Genomic DNA, 21933 nt, shown 5'->3' on the forward strand with positions numbered 1-21933 from the left:
TCGGCAGTGCGTGTCGGTCAGAAAATCAGCTTGCGCTCGCCGAATACTGGGCGGCGGCCTCCCCGGCCGCGACGCCCGAGGCCCACGCCCACTGGAAGTTGTAGCCGCCAAGCCAACCCGTCACGTCCACGGCTTCGCCCACGAAGTAGAGGCCAGGCACGCGCTGGCTCATCATCGTCGCCGAGGAAAGCTCGCGCGTGTCCACGCCGCCGCGCGTGACTTCCGCCTTCTTGTAGCCTTCGGTGCCAGTGGGTGTGAGCGTCCACTGGGCGAGCCCTTCGCCGATCTTGCGCAGCGTTTTATCCGGCAGATCGGCGATACGCGCGTCGGCATTCACCTGATGCGCCTCCAGCCACACATGCGCGAGCCGCGCCGGCACCCACTCGGCGAGCAGATTGCCGATCTGGCGTTTCGTCGCGCCCTTGGCCTCGATCAAGGCCGCCGCCGGATCGTGCTCGGGCAGCAAGTTCACGCGGATCGGCTGGCCCGGCTGCCAGAAGCTCGAAATTTGCAAGACGCCGGGACCGGAAAGACCTCGGTGCGTGAAGAGCAAGTCTTCATCGAAGGCGCCGCCGGTTTTGCGCTCGCCCGTGGCCACGTGAACTTCGAGCGAAACGCCCGCGAGCGGCACGTAGGGCGTCCACTCGTCCTGCGCGAACGTGAGCGGCACGAGCGCCGGACGCGTATCGATCAGCTTGTGGCCGAACTGCTTTGCAACGCGATAAGCGAAATCGGTAGCGCCGATCTTCGGGATCGACAGGCCGCCCGTCGCGATCACGAGCGCTTTCGCGCGTATCTCGCCCTGCGGCGTGCCGAGCGTAAAGCCCGCGCCGTCGGCATGGCTCACCGCTTCCACCGGCAGCGGGCGGCGCCACGTCACGCGGCCGGCGTCGCATTCGGCGCGCAGGACGTTGATGATCGCCTCGCTCGACTGGTCGCAGAAAAGCTGGCCCTTATGCTTTTCGTGCCAGGTCACGCGATGTTGGCGCAGCAGCGCGAGGAAGTCACGCGGCGTGTAGCGCGCGAGCGCCGAACGGCAGAAATGCGGGTTGTTCGAGAGATAGTTTGCCGGGCTCGCGTGCAGGTTCGTGAAGTTGCAGCGGCCGCCGCCCGAGATGCGGATTTTTTCCGCGAGGCGCGGCGCGTGGTCGATCAACGCCACGCGGGCGCCCTGCTGGCCAGCCACCGCCGCGCACATCATGCCGGCCGCCCCTGCGCCGATCACGGCGATGTCGAAAGATTCCATGGCGCGCATTCTACCTGTGCGGCGGCGGGGCTTGTCCGCGGGGGGCTCCGCTTGCGGCCCCCAGCCGGCTTTCACGCGCGCTGCTATACTTTTATGTTCTCTTAATTCTTGATTTAGCGACGGTTTTTAGCGGTTCATGCCGCGCAAGGCCGTCGCCGCGCCCCACATCATGCTCGTTCTCGGCATCGAAAGCTCCTGCGACGAAACCGGCCTCGCGCTCTACGACAGCGAGCGCGGCCTGCTCGCGCACGCGCTGCACTCGCAGATCGCCATGCACCGCGAGTACGGCGGCGTCGTGCCGGAGCTTGCCTCGCGCGACCATATCCGCCGCGCGCTGCCGTTGCTCGAGGAAGTCCTCGCGAAGAGCGGCGCTGCGAAAAGCGACATCGACGCCATCGCCTTCACGCAAGGCCCCGGCCTCGCGGGCGCGCTGCTCGTGGGCGCGAGCATCGCCAATGCGCTCGCCATGGCCTGGAATCGTCCGACCGTGGGCATTCACCATCTCGAAGGGCACCTGCTTTCGCCGCTGCTGGTCGACGCGCCGCCGCCGTTTCCGTTTGTCGCGCTGCTGGTGTCGGGCGGCCACACGCAACTGATGCGCGTGACCGACGTAGGCGTGTACGAAACCCTTGGCGAAACACTCGACGACGCCGCGGGCGAAGCCTTCGACAAAACGGCCAAGCTGCTTGGCCTCGGCTATCCGGGCGGCCCTGAAGTCTCGCGCCTTGCGGAGTTCGGCACACCTGGCGCCGTCGAGCTGCCCCGCCCGATGCTGCATTCTGGCGATCTCGACTTCAGCTTCAGCGGACTCAAGACGGCCGTGCTCACACAAGTGAAGAAGCTCGGCACGAATATCTGCGAGCAGGGCAAGGCCGACATCGCGCGCGGTTTCGTCGATGCCGCCGTCGAGGTGCTGGCCGCGAAGTCGCTCGCCGCGCTCAAGCGCACGAAGATGAAGCGCCTCGTGGTGGCGGGCGGTGTGGGTGCGAACAAGCAGTTGCGCGAGACGCTTTCGGCGGCGGCGCAAAAGCGCGGCTTCGAGGTGCACTACCCCGATTTGTCTCTGTGCACCGACAACGGCGCGATGATCGCGCTCGCGGGCGCGCTGCGCCTGAAGCGCTGGCCCGAGCAAGCCACGCGCGATTATGCGTTCACGGTGAAGCCGCGCTGGGATTTGACGTCGCTTGCGCAGTAAGCGCCGAGCGCATCGCGGATCGATCCGCCCACACCTGAAACTCAGAAACGCTGTGTCATGCCTACGACTGCCAGCGTTTGTTTGGTACCCGGGGCCGCCACGCTCACGCCAGACCAGCTCATCGTGGACGAGCCGTTGTTCTTCATGTAGCCCGCGCGCGCATAGATGGACGTCCGCTTCGAAAGACTGTGGTCGACACCCAGTTGCACGGCCCACATATTGTCATGCACGCCGCGTACGGCGCGTTGCAGCGCCGCGATTTCGATTGAATCCGTGGGCGTGACTTGAACCGTGGCGCCGGCTTGTATCAAGCTATACGAATGCACGGCCGAAAGCTGCGTCGCGAGCGCACTCGCGTCGTCGTGCTTCGGGCGATGATATCCGTAGATGAACTGAAGATTGACGATCCCTATCTGATAAGCGAGCGCAGTATTGAAATGCTCGGTTCCTGCCGTATTCAGGACGGACGGCAAACTGGCCAGAGTCTTCGTGCCCGGATGCTGATACTGGTACGCAATCCCCGCATAGAGACCATAGCCCGACCAGGTGGCGGCAACATCGACGATATTGCCGTTCGTTTGCGGCGCAGGCTGCGTCACGCTGGACTGGAACGCGTACATGGCCAGCAGCTGGAGCCCTTTGAGACTCGGTGACCGATAGACGACTGAATTGCTCGAGCGCCCGCCGCTCGACTGCAAGCCGACCGTATTACGGTCGACGACATTGCCCGCTGCCGCTAGCAGCGATATCACTTCATTGGCAAGGAACGGGTCGCCTGGGTAGAGCACCCAGAAAGTCGGCTGATACTGGCGCCCCAGGGAGACCGTGCCGTACTTCTCGTGTGCAAGCCCCACCCACGACTGTCGATAGAACATGGCGCCCGTATCGGCAAAGGCAGTGCCATTGTTGATGTTGAAGCCATTTTCGAGCGTAAATACGGCTTTCAGGCCGCCGCCAAGATCCTCCGAGCCCTTTATGCCGAAGCGCGACGGCACACCCCCTCCGCTGCGCTGCGACCACGATTGCTTGCCGCCATTGTTGAGGAACTGGACGAACGCATCGGCAACGCCATACAAGGTGACGCTCGTTTGCGCACTCACACCGCTCGCCGCCAGAATCAGTGCTGCACCGAAAATGCTTTTTATGCAAAAGCCCATGATGTCTCCTCCACTGACTGTTTCTCATTGATGCGTTGGCCGTCGCTCGCGGGTGCGTATGCCGGCGCGTGATGACGTTGCGTCGAAGTGGAGTTATAACGATGAAGGCAGGCTGTAACCTTGCCGCACCTCAAGCGCGCGTTCGTCTATGCGAAACCGCATATGCTGCGCTGGCGAAAGCGCGACAGTTCAGAAAGGGCCCAAGGAAATATTTAGGAAAAGAATGTCAGGATTACAAAGCAATGCTTGCCTGAGCGTAATGAAGTGCGCCGGGATTTGACGTCGCTTGTGCAGCAGTAACGTGCTTGCCGCCGTAGAAGCAAAAAGCCGCCCAAGGGCGGCTTTTTTGTGGATGGCGCAACCAGGCGGCCAGCTTTACGCCACGCGCTTGTCGTGCTCGATCACGGCGTAGGCGCTGTGATTATGGATCGACTCGAAATTTTCGGCTTCGAGCGTATAGGCGATCACGCGCGCATCGGCGTTCAGGCGCACGGCCACGTCGCGCACGAGGTCTTCGACGAACTTGGGGTTTTCATACGCGCGCTCGGTCACGAACTTCTCGTCCGGGCGCTTGAGCAGGCCCCACAGTTCGCACGACGCCTCTTCTTCGGCAATGCGAATGAGGTGTTCAACCGGCAGATCGCCTTCGAACTCGACGTTCATCGTCACGTGCGAGCGCTGGTTGTGCGCACCGTATTGCGAGATCTTCTTCGAGCACGGGCACAGGCTCGTCACGGGCACGAGCACCTTGAGGAAGAGGCGCGTTTGACCGTTGCGCACGTCGCCCGTGAGCGTCACTTCGTAGTCCAGCAGGCTTTCCACGCCCGACACCGGCGCAACTTTCTTCACGAAATACGGGAACGTGACTTCGATCCGGCCCGCCTGCGATTCGAGCTTCGTGAGCATCGCTGCCAGCATCGCGCGGAACGTGGCGGGCTCGAGCGGCGCCTTGTTCTCTTCGAGCAGGGCAACGAAGCGCGACATGTGCGTGCCTTTCTGGTCGGCCGGCAGATGAACGTCGAGGTTCCACATGCCGACGCTCGGCTGGACGTCACCCGCGCCCGTCTTCACGGTGAGCGGATGGCGCACGGCCTTCACGCCCACGCGCTGGATCACGATCTGACGGGTATCGACGGAGCTTTGGACGTCCGGCATCACGAAGGCCGGGTTCATCTGATTCATGTTCTTATCCTCAAGCCGCGCCGAGTGCGGCGCGCAAATGGCAAACGCCGGCATGAGCCGGCGTTTGCTGGCGGAAAGCCGGGTACGAAACCCGCCCGCCAGTTCAAATGTGAATGGTCTGGCGCAAGGCGCCAATTAACCTGGAGCAGCCTCGATCGACCTTACGCGACGCGCATCACCGACTTGCCGGACACATTCGCCGCCTTGTCGAGAAAGCGTTCGCGAATGGACTTCGCGATCCCTGCTGCGTCGAGCCCACAGCCCGCCAGCAGCTTTGCCGGATCGCCGTGGTCGATGAAGCGGTCGGGGAGGCCCAATTGTAGTACGGGCTTGATAACCCCACTTTCAAGGAGGGCTTCCACGCAGGCCGAACCGGCGCCGCCCATGATGCAGCCTTCCTCCACGGTCACGATGTAATCGTGCGTTTCGGCGAGCTGTTTCACGAGTTCCGCGTCGAGCGGCTTCACGAAGCGCATGTTCGCCACGGTGGCGTCCAGCTCTTCCGCTGCGGCAAGTGACGGCGCAACCATCGTGCCGAACGCGAGAATCGCAATGCGGCTGCCTGCCGGCGCCTTGCTCTCGCGGCGGACTTCGCCCTTGCCCACCGGCAGCGCGGCCATCTGCTTGACGGTCGCAACACCCGTGCCCGCGCCGCGCGGGTAGCGCACGGCCGTCGGGCAGTCCTGCTGGAGCGCCGTGTAGAGCATCTGGCGGCATTCGTTTTCGTCGGACGCCGCCATGATCATCATGTTCGGAATGCAGCGCATGAACGCGAGATCGTAGGCGCCCGCGTGCGTCGCGCCATCGGCGCCGACGAGACCCGCGCGGTCGATGGCGAACACGACCGGCAGGTTCTGCAGCGCCACGTCGTGAATCAGCTGGTCGTAGGCGCGCTGCAGGAAGGTCGAGTAGATCGCGACCACGGGCTTCAGGCCCTCGGCTGCGATACCGCCCGCGAACGTCACCGCGTGCTGCTCGGCAATGCCCACGTCGTAGTAACGGTCCGGGAAGCGCTTTTCGAACTCCACCATGCCCGAGCCTTCGCGCATGGCCGGCGTGATGCCGATCACGCGGTGGTCGAGCTCGGCAGCGTCGCACAGCCATTCGCCGAACACCTGCGTGTAGGTCTTCTTCGCGGGCGTTGCCGACGGCTTGATGCCTTCAGCCGGGTTGAACTTGCCGGGACCGTGGTACAGGACCGGGTCGGCTTCGGCGAGCTTGTAGCCCTGGCCTTTCTTCGTCACGACGTGCAGGAATTGCGGGCCGCGCAGTTCCTTGATGTTCTGCAGCGTCGGGATCAGCGAATCGAGGTCGTGACCGTCGATCGGCCCGATGTAGTTGAAGCCGAATTCCTCGAACAGCGTGGCCGGCACGATCATGCCCTTCGCGTGCTCTTCGAGCTTGCGCGCGAGGTCGAGCACCGGCGGCGCATGGCGCAGCACGCGCTCCACGCCTGCGCGTGCGGCGGCGTAGAAGCGGCCCGACATGAGGCGCGCGAGATGGCGATTGAGCGCGCCCACCGGCGGCGAAATCGACATGTCGTTGTCGTTGAGGATGACGAGCAGCGGCACGTCGTCTTCGACGCCGCCGTTGTTCAGCGCCTCGAACGCCATGCCGGCCGTCATCGCGCCGTCGCCGATCACGGCGATGCCCATGGCGTTGTCGCCCTTGAGCTTGCTCGCCACGGCCATGCCGAGCGCCGCCGAGATCGACGTGCTCGAGTGCGCGGTGCCGAACGTGTCATACGGCGACTCGTCGCGTTTCGGGAAGCCCGAAATGCCGCCGAGTTGGCGCAGCGTCGACATCTGGTCGCGGCGGCCCGTCAGGATCTTGTGCGGATAGGTCTGATGGCCCACGTCCCAGACGATGCGGTCGCGCGGCGTGTCGAACACGTAGTGCAGCGCGATCGTCAGTTCGACCGTACCGAGGTTGGACGACAAGTGGCCGCCCGTTTGCGAGACGCTCTCGAGAACGAAGGCACGCAGTTCGTCGGCAAGCGGTTGCAACTGGCGGCGATCAAGGCGGCGCAAATCCGCCGGGTCGTCAATGGTTTTCAGCAAGTCGTACATCGTCGTTCCATTGTAGGAAAACTGGCGCTCCCGCACTTGTTCTGCGCATTACATCCCATTTCATGCGCGTGGGCGGGTTGGCGCGATCAGCTCACCCGGTTCACCACCAGGTCAGCGAGTTCGGCGAGGCGCTGTGCGCGCGCGCCGAACGGTTCGAGCGCCGCGTGCGCGTCGGCGCGCAACTGCTGCGCGAGTGCACGCGAGGCATCAAGACCGATAATCGACACGTAGGTCGGCTTGCCGTCCTTCGCGTCCTTGCCCGCGGTCTTGCCGAGCGTTGCGGAGTCGGCGGTGACGTCGAGAATGTCGTCCACCACCTGGAATGCGAGGCCCACGGCCGCTGCGTATTTGTCGAGCGCGGCAAGGCTTTGCGCCGAAGGCGTCTCGCCCGCAAGCGCCCCCATGCGGACCGCGGCGCGCAGGAGCGCGCCGGTCTTCAGGCGGTGCATGGTTTCGAGCTGCTCGCGGGTGAGCGAATGGCCCACGCTCGCGAGGTCAATGGCCTGGCCGCCGGCCATGCCGATCGAGCCGCTAGCCAGCGCGAGCTCGCGCACGAGCGAGGCCTGGCGCTCAGCGCTGAGCACATCGGACGTCAGCGCGACGAAGGCTTGCGACTGCAGCGCATCGCCCACGAGGAGCGCCGTCGGTTCGTCATATTTGACGTGTACGGTGGGTTTGCCGCGACGCATGTCGTCGTCGTCCATGCACGGCATGTCGTCGTGCACGAGCGAGTAGACGTGAATCATTTCGAGCGCGCAGGCCGCCGCGTCGAGCGCTTCGGGCGTGGCGTTCGTGAGTTCGCCCGCCGCATGGCACAGAAGCGGACGCACCCGCTTGCCGCCGCCCATCACGGCATAACGCATGGCGTCATGCAGCGGCGCCGGCAGCACGTCGGCAGCCGGCAAATAGTGATCGAGCGCGCTTTCGACCCGGTCGAGTACCTGCCGGGTCCATTGGTCAAATGTCATAGATCGTCGTCTCCGCCCGCTGCGGAGTCTGTCGTATTGAGGGGCACGGGCCGCAGCGTCTCGCCGTCGAGCACGCGCACCTGTTGTTCAACCTTTTCGAGCTGCTGCTGGCAGAAGCGCACGAGCGCCGCGCCGCGACGATACGCCGCTAGCGATTCTTCCAGGCTCAGGCTGCCGCCTTCCATGCGTGCAACGAGCCCGTCGAGCTCCGCAAGCGCCGCCTCGTAGCTGTCGGGCAGGGTTTCGCCCTCGGCCAGCCCGGCTGCGCTTTCGCCCGCGCCAGCGCGGTCTTTCGTTGCGGATTTCGCCATGAGTCGTCGCCAGAATGAAACAAGGCGGACATTCTACGGCAAAAGGTCCCTTTCGACCCGCTCCCCGGCTTGTGTACCCTCTCGACCACACACTCGGGGACAGTACAGATCGGCTCCAGACGGTCCGATTCCCCGTGCATTTGTCTCATATTTCCTGATTTTCTGCCGTCTTTCCGGTGTAATTTTGGCAAAAATCAGTCACTTAGCTACCCCATGACGGGGTAACCGGGTATAATCGCCGGCTCCCTAAATCGAATCTTCGATGGTTGGGTTGTTCACTGCTTTCACGTCTTCATCGGGAGTGGGAATGTCCAATCTGAGCAATGCATTGCAGCTGAAGTCTATCCACAGCCAGCTGCCAGTCACCGCTTATTTTGACGAAGCGCTACTCAAGCGCGAAATCGACACGCTTTTCCAGAAGGGTCCTCGCTACGTTGGGCACGAACTCATGGTGCCCGAGGCGGGAAACTATTTTGCGCTGCCTGGCGAGAAAGAAGGCCGCGTGCTCGTTCGCAACAAGAGCAACGAGATCGAACTGCTCTCGAACGTGTGCCGGCACCGCCAGGCCATCATGCTAAACGGTCGCGGCACGGCAGACAACATTGTATGTCCGCTGCATCGCTGGACCTATGACCTCAAGGGCGAACTGCTCGGCGCACCGCACTTCGCGGACAAGCCGTGTCTGAATCTGAACAGCTCGCCGCTGCAGAAGTGGAACGGGCTGCTCTTCGAATCCGCGGGCCGCGACGTCGCGCGCGATCTTGCACGCCTTGGGCCGGCGAAACACCTCGACTTTACGGACTATATGTTCGATCACGTCGAGGTCCACGAGTGCAACTACAACTGGAAGACCTTCATCGAGGTCTATCTGGAAGACTATCACGTCGTGCCGTTCCACCCGGGCCTCGGCAACTTCGTGTCGTGCGACGACCTCCAGTGGGAGTTCGGCGACTGGTATAGCGTGCAGACGGTCGGCGTGCACAATCACCTCGGCAAGCCGGGCAGCCCGACGTACCGCAAGTGGCACGACGAGGTCCTGCGCTTTCGCAATGGCGTGCCGCCCGAGTTCGGCGCGATCTGGATGGTGTACTACCCGAATCTCATGATCGAGTGGTATCCGCACGTGCTCGTCGTTTCGTGGCTGATCCCCCAGGGCACGCAGAAGACGACCAACATCGTCGAGTTCTATTACCCCGAGGAAATCACGCTGTTCGAGCGCGAGTTCGTCGAGGCCGAGCGCGCCGCCTATATGGAGACGGCCGTCGAAGACGACGAAATTGCCGAGCGCATGGACGCCGGCCGCCGTGCGCTCTTCGAGCGCGGCGTTTCGGAAGTCGGCCCGTACCAGAGCCCGATGGAAGACGGCATGCAGCACTTCCATGAGTTCCTGCGCCGCGAGCTGGGACCGATCTGATGCCCGGCAGGCGCAAGCCTCTGGCGATCATCGGCAACGCGGAACGCATGACGGAAAGACGGGCTTAGGCCCGTCTTTTTGTTTAGACTGACGGCATCGGGCCGTTGTATAGCTGGAGATGGCGGCCTTGCACGAATCAAGGAGCCGTCATGCCCCACACGCACTACACCACACTGATCTCGGCCGCCAATCTGCACGAACGCCTGACCGCCGCGCCGGGCAGCGTGCTGGTCTTCGACTGCCGCTTCGATCTCGCCGATCCCGCCGCCGGTGAAAATGGCTATGCGCTCGGCCATCTGCCCGGCGCGCAATACCTGCATCTGGACCGCGACCTCTCGGGCCCGAAGACCGGCAAGAACGGCCGCCACCCGCTGCCCGACCGTTCGGCGCTCGTCGCCACACTCTCGCTGCACGGGCTCAACGAAGGCCAGCAGGTCGTCGCGTACGACGCACAAGGCGGCGCCTACGCCGCGCGCCTGTGGTGGCTCTTGCGCTGGCTCGGCCACGACTCGGTGGCCGTGCTCGACGGCGGCCTCAAGGCATGGGAAGCAGCCGGCTTCCCGCTCGTGCGCGACGTGCCCACGCCCGCTCGCGGCACCTTCAAGGCCGGTGCACCGCTCCAGGTGACGATGGATGCGCAGGCCATCGTACGCAATCTCGCCACGCACGAACTCACGGTCGTCGACGCGCGCGCCGCCGACCGCTATCGCGGCGAGAACGAAACGATCGACCCGGTGGGCGGCCATATTCCTGGCGCGCGCAATCGGTTTTATCAGGACAACCTGACGGCAGACGGCCGCTTCAAGTCGGCGCATACGCTGCGCGAGGAATTCACCGCCGTGCTGCCCGGTATCACGCCCGAACACGTGGTCCTGCAATGCGGCTCGGGTGTGACCGCCTGCCACAACGCACTCGCGATGGAGATCGCCGGCCTGCACGGCGCGGCGCTCTACCCCGGATCGTGGAGCGAATGGAGCGCCGACCCATCGCGGCCGGTCGCCACGGGCCCCAACCCCTAAGCCGGGAGCCTGGAACCCGGCACGGCGTCAGCTCTCGCCGTGCTCCTCGAACCAGGCAATCGCGCGCTTCCAGCCGTCTTCGGCATCCGCCTTGCGATAGCTCGGGCGGTAGTCAGCGAAGAATGCGTGGCCCGCGTCGTTGTACACGACGATTTGCGAGCCGCGCCCGCCCTGCGGACCTTGCGCGATAGCGGCCTTCATCTGCTCGAGCGTGTCCTGCGGGATGCTCTGGTCCTGCAAGCCGTACATGGCGAGCACCGGCACCTGCAAGGTGTTCGCGAGATCGAGCGGATTGCTCGGCGCGTTCGCCGTGTGCGGTCCCGCCACGCGCCCATACCACACCACTGCCGCCTTGATGTGCGGGTCGTGCTCGGCATAGAGCCACGCATAGCGCCCGCCCCAGCAAAAGCCGTTCACGCCTACGCGCTTCGTGTCGCCGCCATGTTCGCCTGCCCAGGCAATGGCCGCGTCGATGTCGCCGATCACCTGCGCGTCGGGCACCTTGCTCGCGATGTTGTCGTTGATCTGCTGAATCGTCGGGTACGCCGAGGCATCGCCCTGGCGCACGAAGAAGTCCGGCGCGATGGCCAGATAGCCGAGCTTCGCGAAGCGGCGGCACACATCGGCGATATGCTCGTGCACGCCGAAGATCTCGTGGATCACGATGATGACAGGCAGATGCGTCTTGCCGCGCGGCTGCGCACGATACGCCGGGATGAGCGTGCCGCCCGACTGAAAGCCGATCTCGCCGGCTTCTAGACCTTCGCTGTCGGTGTGGATGGTTTGCGCGGAGACGGGCAGCACGGCAGCGGCGAATCCGCTGCCGAGCGCCGCCTTGATGAAAGTACGCCGGTTGAACGGCACGTGCGGGACGAGGCTATCGACTTCGGGTTTCAGCATGCAGCGCTCCTTTGAGGTCAAACTGCGAAAACAAGCAGAATAGCGCTGCGCGCCCCGCGCAAGCGCCGCTCAGTGCAGCTTCACACGCGGCAATGTCGTGCGGCGCAGCCAGTGCGCGAAGGTGTCGAGCACCATGCGCGCGTAGCCGTGCAGCGCCGCGATGTGCAGCCGGTACAGCGACATGTACATGAAACGGGCAAACAATCCTTCGATCAACATATTCCCGCCGATCAGCCCGCCCATCAGATTACCGACCGCGCTGAAGTGGCCAAGCGACACCAGCGAGCCGAAGTCGCGATAAGTGAACTCCTCCAGCGGCTTGCCAGCGAGCAGATTGCCAAGCGACTTGAACAGGAACGTGGCTTGCTGGTGCGCGGCCTGCGCACGCGGCGGCACACCGCGTTCGTGGCCCGGCCAATCACAGGCCGCGCAATCGCCGAGCGCGAAAATGTTGTCGTCGAGTTCCGTTTGCAGCGTACGGCGCACGATGAGTTGGCCGAGCTTGTTGACGGTGAGACCATCGAGCCGCGAGAGCACAGCCGGCGCGGTAATGCCCGCGGCCCAGACCGTGAGGTCCGCGCGCAGATTCTTGCCGCTTGCCGTGCGCACGACGCCCGGCGCGACCTCGGTCACGCGCTCGCCAGTCAGCAGCTTCACACCGAGCTTGTTCAGCAGCTCCGCCGTGGCCGAAGAAACGCGCTCGGGCAACGCAGGCAGGATGCGCGTGCCCGCCTCGATCAGCACGATGCCCACGTCGTGCCGCGGATCGAGCTTGTGCAGCCCATAGGCCGAAAGCACCTGCGCGGTGTTGCGCAACTCGGCGGAAAGCTCGACGCCCGTCGCGCCTGCGCCGATGATGGCCACTTGCACGCGCGGCTCGCCGCCTCCGTTCATGGCCGGTGTGAGATCGTCCGCCGTCACCTCCGCTGCGACGCTTTCGGGCGCCAGATGTTCGGCGCGCATGCACGCGGCGATCAGGCGCTTGCGAAAGCGCTCGGCCTGCTCGACGGTGTCGAGCGCGATGGAATTCTCGGCCGCGCCCGGCACGCCGAAAAAGTGCGTCGTGCTGCCGATGGCGAGCACCAGCGTGTCGTACTCCAGCACGCGCTCGGGCAGCATTTCCGCACCGTCTTCGTCGAGCACGCGCCCGAGCGTAATGCGCTTCGCCGCGCGGTCGAGCCCGGTCAATTCGCCCTGCTGGAACTCGAAGCCATGCCAGCGCGCCTGCGCCGGATATTCGAGCTGATGCGTGAACGGATCCATGCTGCCCGCCGCGACTTCGTGCAGGAGCGGTTTCCAGATATGCGTTGGATTGCGGTCGACCAGGGTGACCGATGCCGCTTGCGGCTTGCCCCGCTTCGCGCGCGCTTCGCCGTAACGATCGCCGAGCCGTGTTGCCAGTTCCAGCCCGCCTGCGCCTCCTCCCACAACGATAAAGCGATGCATAGACTCTCCGTGCATGTCGAAAGGCGATAGAAAGGCCGATGCATCGGCAACATCACGCGCGGGGCACCGGCCTTCGATCAAATCATTGTCGGCTGACGGAGCGCGCGGCGGCAACCCTTGCGGCGCGCATTCGCGACATCACGCACGCGAGGCTTGCCTTATCGCGCGCGTGCAGTTAGGTCTTTGTTGCGGTACAGCGCATTCAGTATGTACTTAGTAGAGCTGCACTAAGCACTGCAACGCGCCTTCAGCACGGCTTCAGTGCGCCTCTTCCCAGTTCTCGCCCACGCCCACTTCGGCTACGAGCGGAACCTTGAGCTGCGCCACCGAGCACATCAGTTCGGGCAAGCGCTTGCGCACTTCGGCGAGTTCGTCGCCCGGGACTTCGAGCACCAGTTCATCGTGCACCTGCATGATCATCTTCGTGCCGATCTTGCGTTCGTCGAGCCACTTCTGCACCGCGACCATGGAAAGCTTGATGAGGTCGGCGGCCGTGCCCTGCATGGGCGCGTTGATGGCGGCACGCTCGGCGGCCTGGCGGCGCGGGCCGTTGCCGCCGTTGATCTCGGGCAGCCACAGACGGCGGCCGAACACGGTCTCCACATAGCCGCGCGACTTCGCATCCATGCGCGTTTCGTCCATGTAGCGCGCCACGCCCGGATAGCGCGCGAAATAGCGGTCGATATAAAGCTTCGCCGCGTCGCGCGTAATGCCGAGATTCGATGCGAGCCCGAACGCGCTCATGCCGTAAATCAGGCCGAAATTGATGACCTTCGCGATGCGCCGCTGGTCCGAGCTCACTTCGAGCGGCGTGACGCCGAACACCTCGGCCGCCGTGGCGCGGTGAATGTCGTCGCCGCGCGCGAACGCCGCGAGCAGCGACTCGTCGCCCGAGATATGCGCCATGATGCGCAGTTCGATCTGCGAGTAGTCGGCGGAAACGATCTTGTGACCCGGCGGCGCGATGAACGCTTCGCGAATGCGGCGCCCTTCGCCCGTGCGCACGGGGATGTTCTGCAGATTCGGATCGTTCGACGCCAGACGGCCCGTGACCGCCACGGCCTGCGCGTAGTTCGTGTGCACGCGGCCCGTTTGCGCATTGACCATGCGCGGCAGCTTGTCGGTGTACGTCGACTTGAGCTTGGCAAGACCGCGATGCTCGAGCAGGATCTTGGGCAGCGGGTAATCTTCGGCGAGCTTTTGCAGCACTTCTTCGTCGGTGGAAGGCGCGCCGCTAGGCGTTTTCTTCACAACCGGCAGTTGCAGCTTCTCGAAGAAGATCTGGCCAATCTGCTTGGGCGAACCGAGGTTGAATTCGCCGCCCGCGAGCGCATACGCTTCCTGTTCGAGCGCGATGAGCCGCACGGCGATTTCCGCGCTCTGCTTTTCGAGCCGTTCGGTGTCGATGAGCACACCGTTGCGCTCCATCTTGCGCAGCACGCGCGACGTAGGCAATTCGATGTTGCGATACACGTAATCGAGGCCCTTCTCCGGCGCGATCTGCGGATAGAGCGCGCGGTGCAGTTGCAGCGTGACGTCGGCGTCTTCGGCAGCGTATTCGGCGGCCTTTTCCAGCGAGACATCATCGAAGCCGATCTGCTGCGCGCCCTTGCCTGCCACCTCTTCGTACTTGATCGTCTTGATGCCGAGATGGCGCAGCGCGAGGCTGTCCATGTCGTGACTGCGATGCGATTCGAGCACATACGATTCGAGCAGCGTGTCATGCTCCACGCCGTTCAGCTCGATACCGTAGTTCGCGAGCACCTGCTCGTCATACTTCATGTGCTGGCCGACTTTCTTGTGCTTCCCGCTTTCGAGCCACGGCTTCAGGCGCGCGAGCACTTCGTCGAGTGGCAGTTGATCGGGCGCGTCCGGGCCGCGATGCGCGAGCGGCAAATACGCGGCCACGCCCGGCTCCGTCGAGAACGACATGCCAACGAGCTTCGCGACCATCGGATCGAGCGCCGTGGTTTCGGTGTCGAACGCCGTGAGTTCGGCGGTCTCGATTCTCTTGAGCCACGTATCGAACTGCGGCCACGTCTGGATCGTGTCGTAATGGCGCGGCGCATCGACGAAAAGCGCGGGCTGCACGATCGCGTCTTTCTCAGGGGCGTCGCCTTGGGTTGCGGCGGGCACCGTTTCGCTCTGCTGGCTCGCTTCGGTCACTTCGCGCAGCCAGGTCTTGAAACCGTGGCGCGCGAAGATATCGCGCAGTTCTTCGCGCGCTTCGGGGCGCGTGGCGAGCGACGCTTCGATCGTCTCGAGATGCGGCGCGAGGTCACAAGCCGTTTCCACCGTGACGAGCTTGCGCGCCATCGGCAGGAAGTCGAGCGCGTCGCGCAGATAGCCGCCCACGGCGCCCTTGATTTCGTCCGCATGCGCGATCACGCCATCGAGCGAATCGTATTGCGTGAGCCACTTCACCGCGGTCTTCGGGCCGCACTTGTTCACGCCCGGCACGTTGTCGACGGTGTCGCCAATGAGCGAGAGATAATCGATGATGCGCTCGGGCGGCACGCCGAACTTCGCGATCACGCCTTCGCGATCGAGCGTTTCGTTCGTCATCGTGTTGATGAGCGTGACGTGGTCCGTGACGAGTTGCGCCAAGTCCTTGTCGCCCGTGGAAACGATGACCTTCATGCCGCGCTTTTCCGCCTCGCGGGCGAGCGTGCCGATCACGTCGTCGGCCTCGACGCCTTCGATCATCAGCAACGGCCAGCCGAGCGCGCGCACCGCCGTGTGAATGGGCTCGATTTGTGCTGCGAGCGGCTCGGGCATGGAAGGCCGGTTGGCCTTGTACTCGGGGTACCAGTCGTCGCGGAACGTCTTGCCCTTTGCATCGAACACGCACGCGCTATACTCTGCCGTAACGTCCTTGCGCATGCGACGCAGCATGTTGATGATGCCGTATAGCGCGCCCGTCGGTTCGCCGTCGGGACCGCGCAGGTCCGGCATCGCATGGAAGGCCCGATAGAGATAGCTAGAACCGTCGACCAGCAGCAGGGTCTTCCCTTCCAGCTCATTTTGTAGCTTCGTTTCCACGCGTAGTTCTTCAGGCATTATGGACAAGAGAAAAGTGATTCCGAGTCTGCGTTCACTCGCAGATCAAGAGCGCGCGACGGCCAAGAAGGCGCGCGCATCGTGGCAGATGTTCACGATTATGGCAGAGTTTATTGAGGCGACCGAGTACCTGTCCGAGATCCGGCCAGCGGTCAGCATCTATGGCTCCGCCCGCCTGAAACCGGAGTCGGAGTACTACCAGCTCGCCAGCACGATCGCGCGAAAAGTCTCGGACGCGGGCTTCGCCGTGATCTCCGGTGGCGGCCCCGGCATCATGGAAGCCGCGAACCAAGGCGCGCATGCGGGCAAGTCGCCTTCGGTGGGCCTGAACATCGAGTTGCCGCACGAGCAGTCGGGCAACCAGTGGCAGGACATTTCGCTGCGTTTTCGCCATTTCTTCACGCGCAAGGTCACGTTCGTGAAGAACTCGGACGCCGTGATCGTCATGCCCGGCGGCTTCGGCACGCTCGACGAACTGGCCGAGGTGCTCACGCTCATCCAGACGAAAAAGTCGCGTCACGTGCCCATCATTCTGGTGGGCAGCACGTTCTGGAAAGGCCTGCTCGACTGGTTCCGCTCGGCGCTGGTGCCAATGGGCCTCATCAATCCCGAAGACATGGACTTGATGCAGGTGATCGACGACCCGGACCAGGTGCTCGAAGCCGTTCTCAAGTTCTACGAAGATGCGGACACCGCCGAAGATGCCGGCAAGGAACACCCGGCGCGCCGCGACCGTGACCGCGACTCCGACGAAGACCGGATGTTCTACCTCTGATGCAGCGCTTCAAGCGCAGCGTGTGGATGGCTTGCGGTTAATGTTTTCGTAGGCCTGCGCACCGCTCGCGCTTGAGCGCTTCACACTCCTCATGCTTTCTCCGCGCTTGCGGGCACGCCGGACGCACCGAGCGGCGCCCGCGCGCTCGCCTGTTCCTCCAGCCAGCGGCAAAACTGCGAGACGAGCGGCGCTTGCGCCACCTCGCGGCGCGCCACCCACCAGTAACCGCGCGCGTCGAGATGCGGCCCTGCCAGCGGGGTGACGAGACGCCCTGAAGCGAGTTCGTCGTCGAGCAGCGGCAGCGGGCCGAGCGCCACGCCAAGACCATCCACGGCAGCCTGCAAGGCCAGGTAGAAGTGGTCGAACGACTGCTTCTTCCGGCATTTGGCCTTCACCCCCGCGGCCGCAAGCCAGGTACGCCACGCATCGGGACGCGTGTCCGAATGCAGCAGCACATGGCGCGCAAGATCGCTCGCCTGGTGAATCGGCGCGCGTTTGAGCAGGGCCGGGCTGCATACCGGCAGTTCCATCTCATCAAGGAAATGACCGGCCTCGCAGTCGGGCCAGTGGGCCGGACCGCGCCGCACGGCCACGTCGAAGCCTTCGAGCGTCTCGACTGGCGCGTTCGAGGTGGACAGGCGCAACTCGACGTTCGGCGCGAGACGCTGAAACTGCGAGAGCCGCGGCAACAGCCATTTCATCGCGAAGGTAGGCAGCGCATTCACGCGCAGCACGTGCACCACGCCCGTGTCGCGCAATTGATTCGTTGCGCGCGCGATGTCGTCGAATGCCGATTGCACAGCGGCCAGGTAGCGCCGCCCGTCCTCGGTCAGCGCGACCCGCTTGCCGTGACGATGAAACACCTGCACGCCGACCCACGCCTCGAGCGCGGCCACCTGCCGGCTGATGGCACCGTGAGTCACATTGAGCTCGCCCGCCGCGGCGGAGAAGCTGTTGTGCCGCGCTGCGGCTTCGAACGCGCGCAGCGCGGGAAAGGGAGGAAGGGAGCGTGCCATCCTTGTGAGTGTAGATCACAAGAGCGCGCCATAGAAATCGTTTTGCCGCGCGCGCGATTGGGCTTAATCTCCGAACTTGCCTCAGAGGTCCCTTCCATTCATGAAACAACCCATCTCATCGCCCGCCGCTACCGCTGCCGCGACCGGCACGGACGACGGCCTGCACACGCCCACGGTGCGCGATCTGTTCTACGGCTTCCTCGGTCTCGGCTTCACATCGTTTGGCGGCGCCCTGCCATTGGCGCGCCGCACCATCGTCGAGCAGCGCCGCTGGCTCAGCGCCAGCGAGTTCACCGACCTGCTAGGCCTTTGCCAGTTCTTGCCGGGCGGCAACGTCATCAACCTGTCGGTTGCGCTCGGCATGCGATTTCAGGGTTGGCGCGGTGCGCTCGCGGGCATTCTCGGCCTGATCGCGGGTCCGTCGCTCGTCGTGATCGGGCTTGGCGTGCTCTACGAGCGCACGCAAAACGACCCGCACGTGCGGCACTTGTTCGTGGGGCTCGCCGCGGCGGCCGCCGGGCTGCTCGTCTCGATGGCGCTGAAGATCGTGCTGCCGCTGCGGCGCGATCCCGCCGCGGCCGTCGTCGCCGCGCTCGGCTTCGTGGCCATTGCCGTGCTGCGCACGCCCCTTTTGCCCACCATGCTCGTGCTGACGCCAGTCGGCATCGCGCTCGCGGCCCGCGCGGCGCGCAAGGAAGGAGGCTCGCAATGACCGCCACACTCGTTGCGCTCGCTGCAATCTTCAGCCAGCTCTCGCTGCTCGCATTCGGCGGCGGCAACACGATCCTGCCCGAGATGCAGCGTCAGGTCGTCGAGGTGCACCACTGGATGCCCGCAAGCGAGTTCAGCGCGCTCTTCGCGCTTGCCCAGGCCGCCCCGGGGCCGAACATGATGGTCGTGACGCTGGTGGGCTGGCACGTGGCCGGCTGGGCGGGCATGCTGGTTACGTCGATTGCGAAGTTCGGACCGTCGTCGCTCGTCACGATCGCCGCGCTGCATGCCTGGGACCGCTTCAAGGACCGCCCGTGGCGGCGCATCGCGCAAAAGGGGCTCGTGCCGGTAACGGCGGGCCTCGTGGCCGCGAGCGCGGTGCTGATTGCGAAGGCTTCAGATCCTTCGTGGATCGCGTGGGCAATTACCGGCGTGTGCGCCGTGCTCGCGTTTCGCACGAAGATTCACCCGCTGTGGCTGCTTGGCGCGGGGAGTCTGATCGGGTTGTTGGGGTTTGGGCAGTGAAGTGACGGCGGGGGTTGGGGAGGGTGCGATTCAGGCTTCCTCGATATTCACCATCCACGCCGCACGCCTGCCGCCGATTGCAACCAGCGCGACCAGTGCGATTCCGATCAATGCCATGCACAGGGTCAGCGCGAGAATGACGGCCTCCGTTCCCAGGCGCGACGCGCAGAGCCCAACCAGCAGCCCGGCAAGCGGCTGGGTCAGATTGTTGAGTAGTGCGATCAGACCCACTGTCTTGCCGAAGTCCTCCGCGGGAATCAGCCGTTGCCGCACCCCGCGCATGAATACGCTGAACATCTTGTCAAAGCCGATGACCGCGACAAAGCCTGCGACATAGACAAAAGGCAGCGATTTCCACCCCGTCAACAGACCGCCTAGCACGATCAGCAGATAGGAGACCGCGCCCGATACGCGCGCGGGCAGCTTCACATGAGCGACGAACATCAGCACGACGACCGTTGCGATCGAGCCGGCCACCTGCAGCCACGCATAGGCTGAAGCCGTCTGACCATACACCCCCGTGAACATGGCCGCCGATGTCGCGAGCGTCACGCCAATGACGAGATTCACCCCAGCCGCAAGCAGGATCATTTCCAGCAAGCCGGGTATCGCGACGATGTGCACGAGCGCAATGCGATACGGGACGAGCCAGTTCAGGCGAGGCTGCGCTTGATCGAACACCGGCACCTGCTGCCCCGCAGCCCAAAGTGAAAACGCGATATCGGACACGAGGAAAATCGCGGCTGCGGCCAACACCACGTACTCCCAGCCCGAAACGCCCAGTAAGCCCGCTGCAGCGAGCGGTCCCAGGACGGTCCCCAACTGATCCGCGATCTGCGTGTACGAGAGACTTTTACGGTAAGCGTCGCCCTGAAAGATGCGCGGCAACATGGCTTCGCGAGCCATGAAGCCTTGCGTCGTGAGCACGCCCGCGCCCGCCGAAATGACGATGAGCCACACGAGGCTGCCGTGTATCGCGAAAGCAAGCACGCCGCCAACGCAGACGATCGAGCGCCAATGCTGACTCCAGCGAATCAGCTTGAGCGTCGAAACACGGTCGCAAAGCGCACCGCAGACCGGAAAGGCCGCATAGCGCGGCAACGCTTCGCAGAAGAATGCGATGCCCGACCATGCAGCGCTCCCCGACAGCTTGAATACGACAAGCGGCACGGTGAATAGCAGGATCTGATCCGCGAGTCGCGTGAGCAGCAGTGAGAGGTAGAGGAGTCTAAGGTGCCCGCGCACGCCTGCGTTCCTGTCAGGTAAGCGAGAACGACAAGACAAACCGGCGGCGAGCCTGTGGCCAGCCGCCGTCGTTCAAGACGCGCCTACTGAAACGCCACCTCCGCGAAACTGCGCAATTTCCGGCTATGCAGCTTGTGCAAGCCGTTCGTGCGCAGAATCTCCATCGCCTTCACACCGATCTGCAAATGCTGATCGACCTGCGCGCGATAGAACGAATCGGCCATGCCCGGCAGCTTGAGCTCGCCGTGCAACGGCTTGTCGGAAACGCATAGCAAGGTGCCGTACGGCACGCGAAAGCGGAATCCGTTCGCGGCGATGGTCGCGCTTTCCATGTCGAGTGCGATCGCGCGGCTCTGCGAAAGACGCAGCACCGGCTCGCGATGATCGCGCAGCTCCCAGTTGCGGTTGTCCACGCTCGCCACCGTCCCCGTGCGCATCACGCGCTTGAGTTCCACGCCGTCGAGCTTCGTGACGTCCGCGACCGCCCGCTCGAGCGCGAGCTGCACTTCCGCGAGCGCCGGAATGGGCACCCACAGCGGCAAATCGGCGTCGAGCACGTGATCCTCACGCACATAGCCGTGCGCGAGCACGTAGTCGCCCAGGCGCTGCGTATTGCGCAGGCCCGCGCAGTGGCCAAGCATGATCCACGCATGCGGGCGCAGCACGGCAATGTGATCGGTGATCGTCTTCGCGTTCGACGGGCCCACGCCGATGTTGATCATCGTGATGCCGCTGCCGTCTGCGCGCTTGAGGTGGTAGGCCGGCATTTGCGGCAGGCGCGCCGGCGCCGTGCCCTCGTCGTCCTGCTCGCCCAGGTTCGCGTTGTAGGTGACCACGTCGCCGGGCTCGACGAACGAGGTGTATTCGCTGCGGTAGTTGCGCAGGTCGGCGTCGTCGGTATGCGCCATCATTGCGCGGCCGAGCTTCACGAACTCGTCGATATAGAACTGGTAGTTCGTGTAGAGCACGTAGTTCTGAACGTGCGTGGGCGACGTCGCCGTGTAGTGCTTGAGCCGGTGCAGCGAGAAGTCCACACGCGGCGCGGTGAAGAGCGCAAGCGGATGCGGCTCGCCCGGCTCCGGCTCGTAGGTGCCGTTCACAATGCGGTCGTCGAGCTGCGCGAGATCGGGCACATCGAACACGTCACGCATGGCGAAGAGGCGTTCGCGGTCGAGATCGCCTTCGAGGTGGATGCCTTCGGCGAACGCGAAGTGCACGGGAATCGGCTGATCCGACACGCCCACTTCGATAGCCACGTGATGGTTCTTCGCGAGCAGGCGCAACTGCTCGCGATAGTAATTGCCGAACAGGTCGGGCCGCGTGACGGTGGTCTCGAACACGCCTGGGCCGGCCACGAAACCGTACGAGCGGCGCGAGTCGATATGTGTGTTGACGTTGGTGCGGATGCGCACGAACGGGTAGCACGCGCGCACGCGACGGTCGAACGCCTCGCCGCGGCGATAGCGCGCAAACGCGTCGCGCAGGAAAGACGTATTCGCTTCGTAGATGCTCGAGAGGCGCGCCACGGCGTCGGCGGCGTCGTCGAAAGATTCGTCCGGGAAGTCGTGCGCCGGCGTCATGAGGGGCCGCAGGTAGTCGTTCTTCATCTTCGTTCGCCTCTCCGTTTGATGGGTCCACATTACCACGGAAGCCAGGAATTTCTGGCGACGAACCTCGCCGCGCCCAGGGCTTTT

At 64.3% G+C, this 21933-nt stretch carries 18 protein-coding genes; 6 read left to right on the top strand and 12 right to left on the bottom strand.

The features are described 5' to 3' along the window. Nucleotides 1–25 precede the first annotated feature (25 nt). Nucleotides 26–1246, bottom strand: a complete 1221-nt coding sequence (locus tag U5A58_RS18260) for an NAD(P)/FAD-dependent oxidoreductase (protein ID WP_321962497.1) — start codon at nucleotides 1244–1246, stop codon at nucleotides 26–28. Between the two features lie 169 nt (nucleotides 1247–1415). Here U5A58_RS18260 and tsaD point away from each other — a divergent pair, with 169 nt between their 5' ends. Continuing rightward, nucleotides 1416–2441, top strand: a complete 1026-nt coding sequence (tsaD, locus tag U5A58_RS18265) for a tRNA (adenosine(37)-N6)-threonylcarbamoyltransferase complex transferase subunit TsaD (RefSeq protein WP_321909694.1) — start codon at nucleotides 1416–1418, stop codon at nucleotides 2439–2441. Nucleotides 2442–2482: 41 nt separating this feature from the next. On the opposite strand, the gene U5A58_RS18270 is transcribed toward tsaD, so the two are convergent. The 5 genes from U5A58_RS18270 to U5A58_RS18290 all read right to left on the bottom strand — a co-directional run bounded on the left by U5A58_RS18270 (nucleotide 2483) and on the right by U5A58_RS18290 (nucleotide 8128). After that, the gene (locus U5A58_RS18270) at nucleotides 2483–3598 is read right to left on the bottom strand and encodes a porin (RefSeq protein ID WP_321962498.1); all 1116 of its coding nucleotides are present in this window, start codon (nucleotides 3596–3598) and stop codon (nucleotides 2483–2485) included. A gap of 375 nt (nucleotides 3599–3973) precedes the next feature. Beyond that, complete coding sequence (folE2, locus tag U5A58_RS18275; protein WP_321962499.1) at nucleotides 3974–4780, bottom strand: GTP cyclohydrolase FolE2; 807 nt, start codon at nucleotides 4778–4780, stop codon at nucleotides 3974–3976. Nucleotides 4781–4941: 161 nt separating this feature from the next. Next, nucleotides 4942–6849, bottom strand: a complete 1908-nt coding sequence (gene dxs, locus U5A58_RS18280) for a 1-deoxy-D-xylulose-5-phosphate synthase (protein WP_321962500.1) — start codon at nucleotides 6847–6849, stop codon at nucleotides 4942–4944. An 86-nt stretch (nucleotides 6850–6935) separates the two neighbouring features. Further along, entirely contained in the window at nucleotides 6936–7817 is an 882-nt protein-coding gene (locus U5A58_RS18285; RefSeq protein WP_321909704.1) for a farnesyl diphosphate synthase, read from the bottom strand. After that, the gene (locus U5A58_RS18290) at nucleotides 7814–8128 is read right to left on the bottom strand and encodes an exodeoxyribonuclease VII small subunit (protein WP_321962501.1); all 315 of its coding nucleotides are present in this window, start codon (nucleotides 8126–8128) and stop codon (nucleotides 7814–7816) included. The genes U5A58_RS18285 and U5A58_RS18290 overlap by 4 nt, the downstream gene beginning before the upstream one ends. Before the next feature lie 307 nt (nucleotides 8129–8435). On the opposite strand from U5A58_RS18290, the gene U5A58_RS18295 reads away from it, so the two are divergent. Beyond that, the gene (locus U5A58_RS18295) at nucleotides 8436–9542 is read left to right on the top strand and encodes an aromatic ring-hydroxylating dioxygenase subunit alpha (RefSeq protein WP_321909707.1); all 1107 of its coding nucleotides are present in this window, start codon (nucleotides 8436–8438) and stop codon (nucleotides 9540–9542) included. Nucleotides 9543–9691: 149 nt separating this feature from the next. Next, a complete protein-coding gene (locus tag U5A58_RS18300; protein WP_321962502.1) occupies nucleotides 9692–10561 on the top strand; it encodes a sulfurtransferase in 870 nt (289 codons plus the stop codon). 27 nt (nucleotides 10562–10588) lie between these two features. Here U5A58_RS18300 and U5A58_RS18305 read toward each other — a convergent pair whose 3' ends face one another. The 3 genes from U5A58_RS18305 to polA form a co-directional block, all read right to left on the bottom strand. Continuing rightward, nucleotides 10589–11461: a dienelactone hydrolase family protein gene (locus U5A58_RS18305; protein WP_321909712.1), complete on the bottom strand. Its 873-nt coding sequence runs from the start codon at nucleotides 11459–11461 to the stop codon at nucleotides 10589–10591. Between the two features lie 69 nt (nucleotides 11462–11530). Beyond that, nucleotides 11531–12907 carry an NAD(P)/FAD-dependent oxidoreductase gene (locus U5A58_RS18310; RefSeq protein ID WP_321962503.1) on the bottom strand — a complete coding sequence of 459 codons (1377 nt, stop codon included), beginning with the start codon at nucleotides 12905–12907 and terminating at the stop codon, nucleotides 11531–11533. Nucleotides 12908–13165: 258 nt separating this feature from the next. Continuing rightward, on the bottom strand, nucleotides 13166–15967 hold the full coding sequence (gene polA / locus U5A58_RS18315) for a DNA polymerase I (RefSeq protein WP_321962556.1): 2802 nt from the start codon (nucleotides 15965–15967) through the stop codon (nucleotides 13166–13168). Between the two features lies 1 nt (nucleotide 15968). Here polA and U5A58_RS18320 point away from each other — a divergent pair, with 1 nt between their 5' ends. After that, complete coding sequence (locus U5A58_RS18320) at nucleotides 15969–16742, top strand: TIGR00730 family Rossman fold protein (protein WP_321909716.1); 774 nt, start codon at nucleotides 15969–15971, stop codon at nucleotides 16740–16742. An 89-nt stretch (nucleotides 16743–16831) separates the two neighbouring features. On the opposite strand, the gene U5A58_RS18325 is transcribed toward U5A58_RS18320, so the two are convergent. Then, entirely contained in the window at nucleotides 16832–17758 is a 927-nt protein-coding gene (locus U5A58_RS18325) for a transcriptional regulator GcvA (RefSeq protein ID WP_321962504.1), read from the bottom strand. 100 nt (nucleotides 17759–17858) lie between these two features. On the opposite strand from U5A58_RS18325, the gene U5A58_RS18330 reads away from it, so the two are divergent. Next, on the top strand, nucleotides 17859–18470 hold the full coding sequence (locus U5A58_RS18330) for a chromate transporter (protein WP_321962505.1): 612 nt from the start codon (nucleotides 17859–17861) through the stop codon (nucleotides 18468–18470). Next, nucleotides 18467–18994 carry a chromate transporter gene (locus tag U5A58_RS18335; RefSeq protein WP_321909723.1) on the top strand — a complete coding sequence of 176 codons (528 nt, stop codon included), beginning with the start codon at nucleotides 18467–18469 and terminating at the stop codon, nucleotides 18992–18994. Before U5A58_RS18330 ends, U5A58_RS18335 begins: the two co-directional genes overlap by 4 nt. A 30-nt stretch (nucleotides 18995–19024) precedes the next feature. On the opposite strand, the gene U5A58_RS18340 is transcribed toward U5A58_RS18335, so the two are convergent. Further along, nucleotides 19025–20239 (bottom strand): MFS transporter, encoded by a 1215-nt coding sequence (locus tag U5A58_RS18340; RefSeq protein WP_321962506.1) that lies wholly within the window; start codon nucleotides 20237–20239, stop codon nucleotides 19025–19027. A gap of 83 nt (nucleotides 20240–20322) precedes the next feature. Further along, the gene (locus U5A58_RS18345) at nucleotides 20323–21846 is read right to left on the bottom strand and encodes an AMP nucleosidase (RefSeq protein WP_321909727.1); all 1524 of its coding nucleotides are present in this window, start codon (nucleotides 21844–21846) and stop codon (nucleotides 20323–20325) included. Between the last annotated feature and the right edge of the window lie 87 nt (nucleotides 21847–21933).

Source organism: Paraburkholderia sp. J7, assembly GCF_905220155.1.
Lineage (GTDB): Bacteria > Pseudomonadota > Gammaproteobacteria > Burkholderiales > Burkholderiaceae > Paraburkholderia.

Excerpts from the sequence above, each read along its gene's own strand:
- folE2 (WP_321962499.1), bottom strand. The coding sequence starts at position 4,780 with ATGAATCAGATGAACCCGGCCTTCGTGATGCCGGACGTCCAAAGCTCC.
- U5A58_RS18325 (WP_321962504.1), bottom strand. The coding sequence starts at position 17,758 with ATGGCACGCTCCCTTCCTCCCTTTCCCGCGCTGCGCGCGTTCGAAGCC.
- U5A58_RS18335 (WP_321909723.1), top strand. The coding sequence starts at position 18,467 with ATGACCGCCACACTCGTTGCGCTCGCTGCAATCTTCAGCCAGCTCTCG.
- U5A58_RS18345 (WP_321909727.1), bottom strand. The coding sequence starts at position 21,846 with ATGAAGAACGACTACCTGCGGCCCCTCATGACGCCGGCGCACGACTTC.
- U5A58_RS18320 (WP_321909716.1), top strand. The coding sequence starts at position 15,969 with ATGGACAAGAGAAAAGTGATTCCGAGTCTGCGTTCACTCGCAGATCAA.
- dxs (WP_321962500.1), bottom strand. The coding sequence starts at position 6,849 with ATGTACGACTTGCTGAAAACCATTGACGACCCGGCGGATTTGCGCCGC.
- tsaD (WP_321909694.1), top strand. The coding sequence starts at position 1,416 with ATGCTCGTTCTCGGCATCGAAAGCTCCTGCGACGAAACCGGCCTCGCG.
- U5A58_RS18305 (WP_321909712.1), bottom strand. The coding sequence starts at position 11,461 with ATGCTGAAACCCGAAGTCGATAGCCTCGTCCCGCACGTGCCGTTCAAC.
- U5A58_RS18285 (WP_321909704.1), bottom strand. The coding sequence starts at position 7,817 with ATGACATTTGACCAATGGACCCGGCAGGTACTCGACCGGGTCGAAAGC.
- U5A58_RS18300 (WP_321962502.1), top strand. The coding sequence starts at position 9,692 with ATGCCCCACACGCACTACACCACACTGATCTCGGCCGCCAATCTGCAC.
- U5A58_RS18270 (WP_321962498.1), bottom strand. The coding sequence starts at position 3,598 with ATGGGCTTTTGCATAAAAAGCATTTTCGGTGCAGCACTGATTCTGGCG.
- polA (WP_321962556.1), bottom strand. The coding sequence starts at position 15,967 with ATGCCTGAAGAACTACGCGTGGAAACGAAGCTACAAAATGAGCTGGAA.
- U5A58_RS18330 (WP_321962505.1), top strand. The coding sequence starts at position 17,859 with ATGAAACAACCCATCTCATCGCCCGCCGCTACCGCTGCCGCGACCGGC.
- U5A58_RS18295 (WP_321909707.1), top strand. The coding sequence starts at position 8,436 with ATGTCCAATCTGAGCAATGCATTGCAGCTGAAGTCTATCCACAGCCAG.
- U5A58_RS18310 (WP_321962503.1), bottom strand. The coding sequence starts at position 12,907 with ATGCATCGCTTTATCGTTGTGGGAGGAGGCGCAGGCGGGCTGGAACTG.
- U5A58_RS18260 (WP_321962497.1), bottom strand. The coding sequence starts at position 1,246 with ATGGAATCTTTCGACATCGCCGTGATCGGCGCAGGGGCGGCCGGCATG.
- U5A58_RS18290 (WP_321962501.1), bottom strand. The coding sequence starts at position 8,128 with ATGGCGAAATCCGCAACGAAAGACCGCGCTGGCGCGGGCGAAAGCGCA.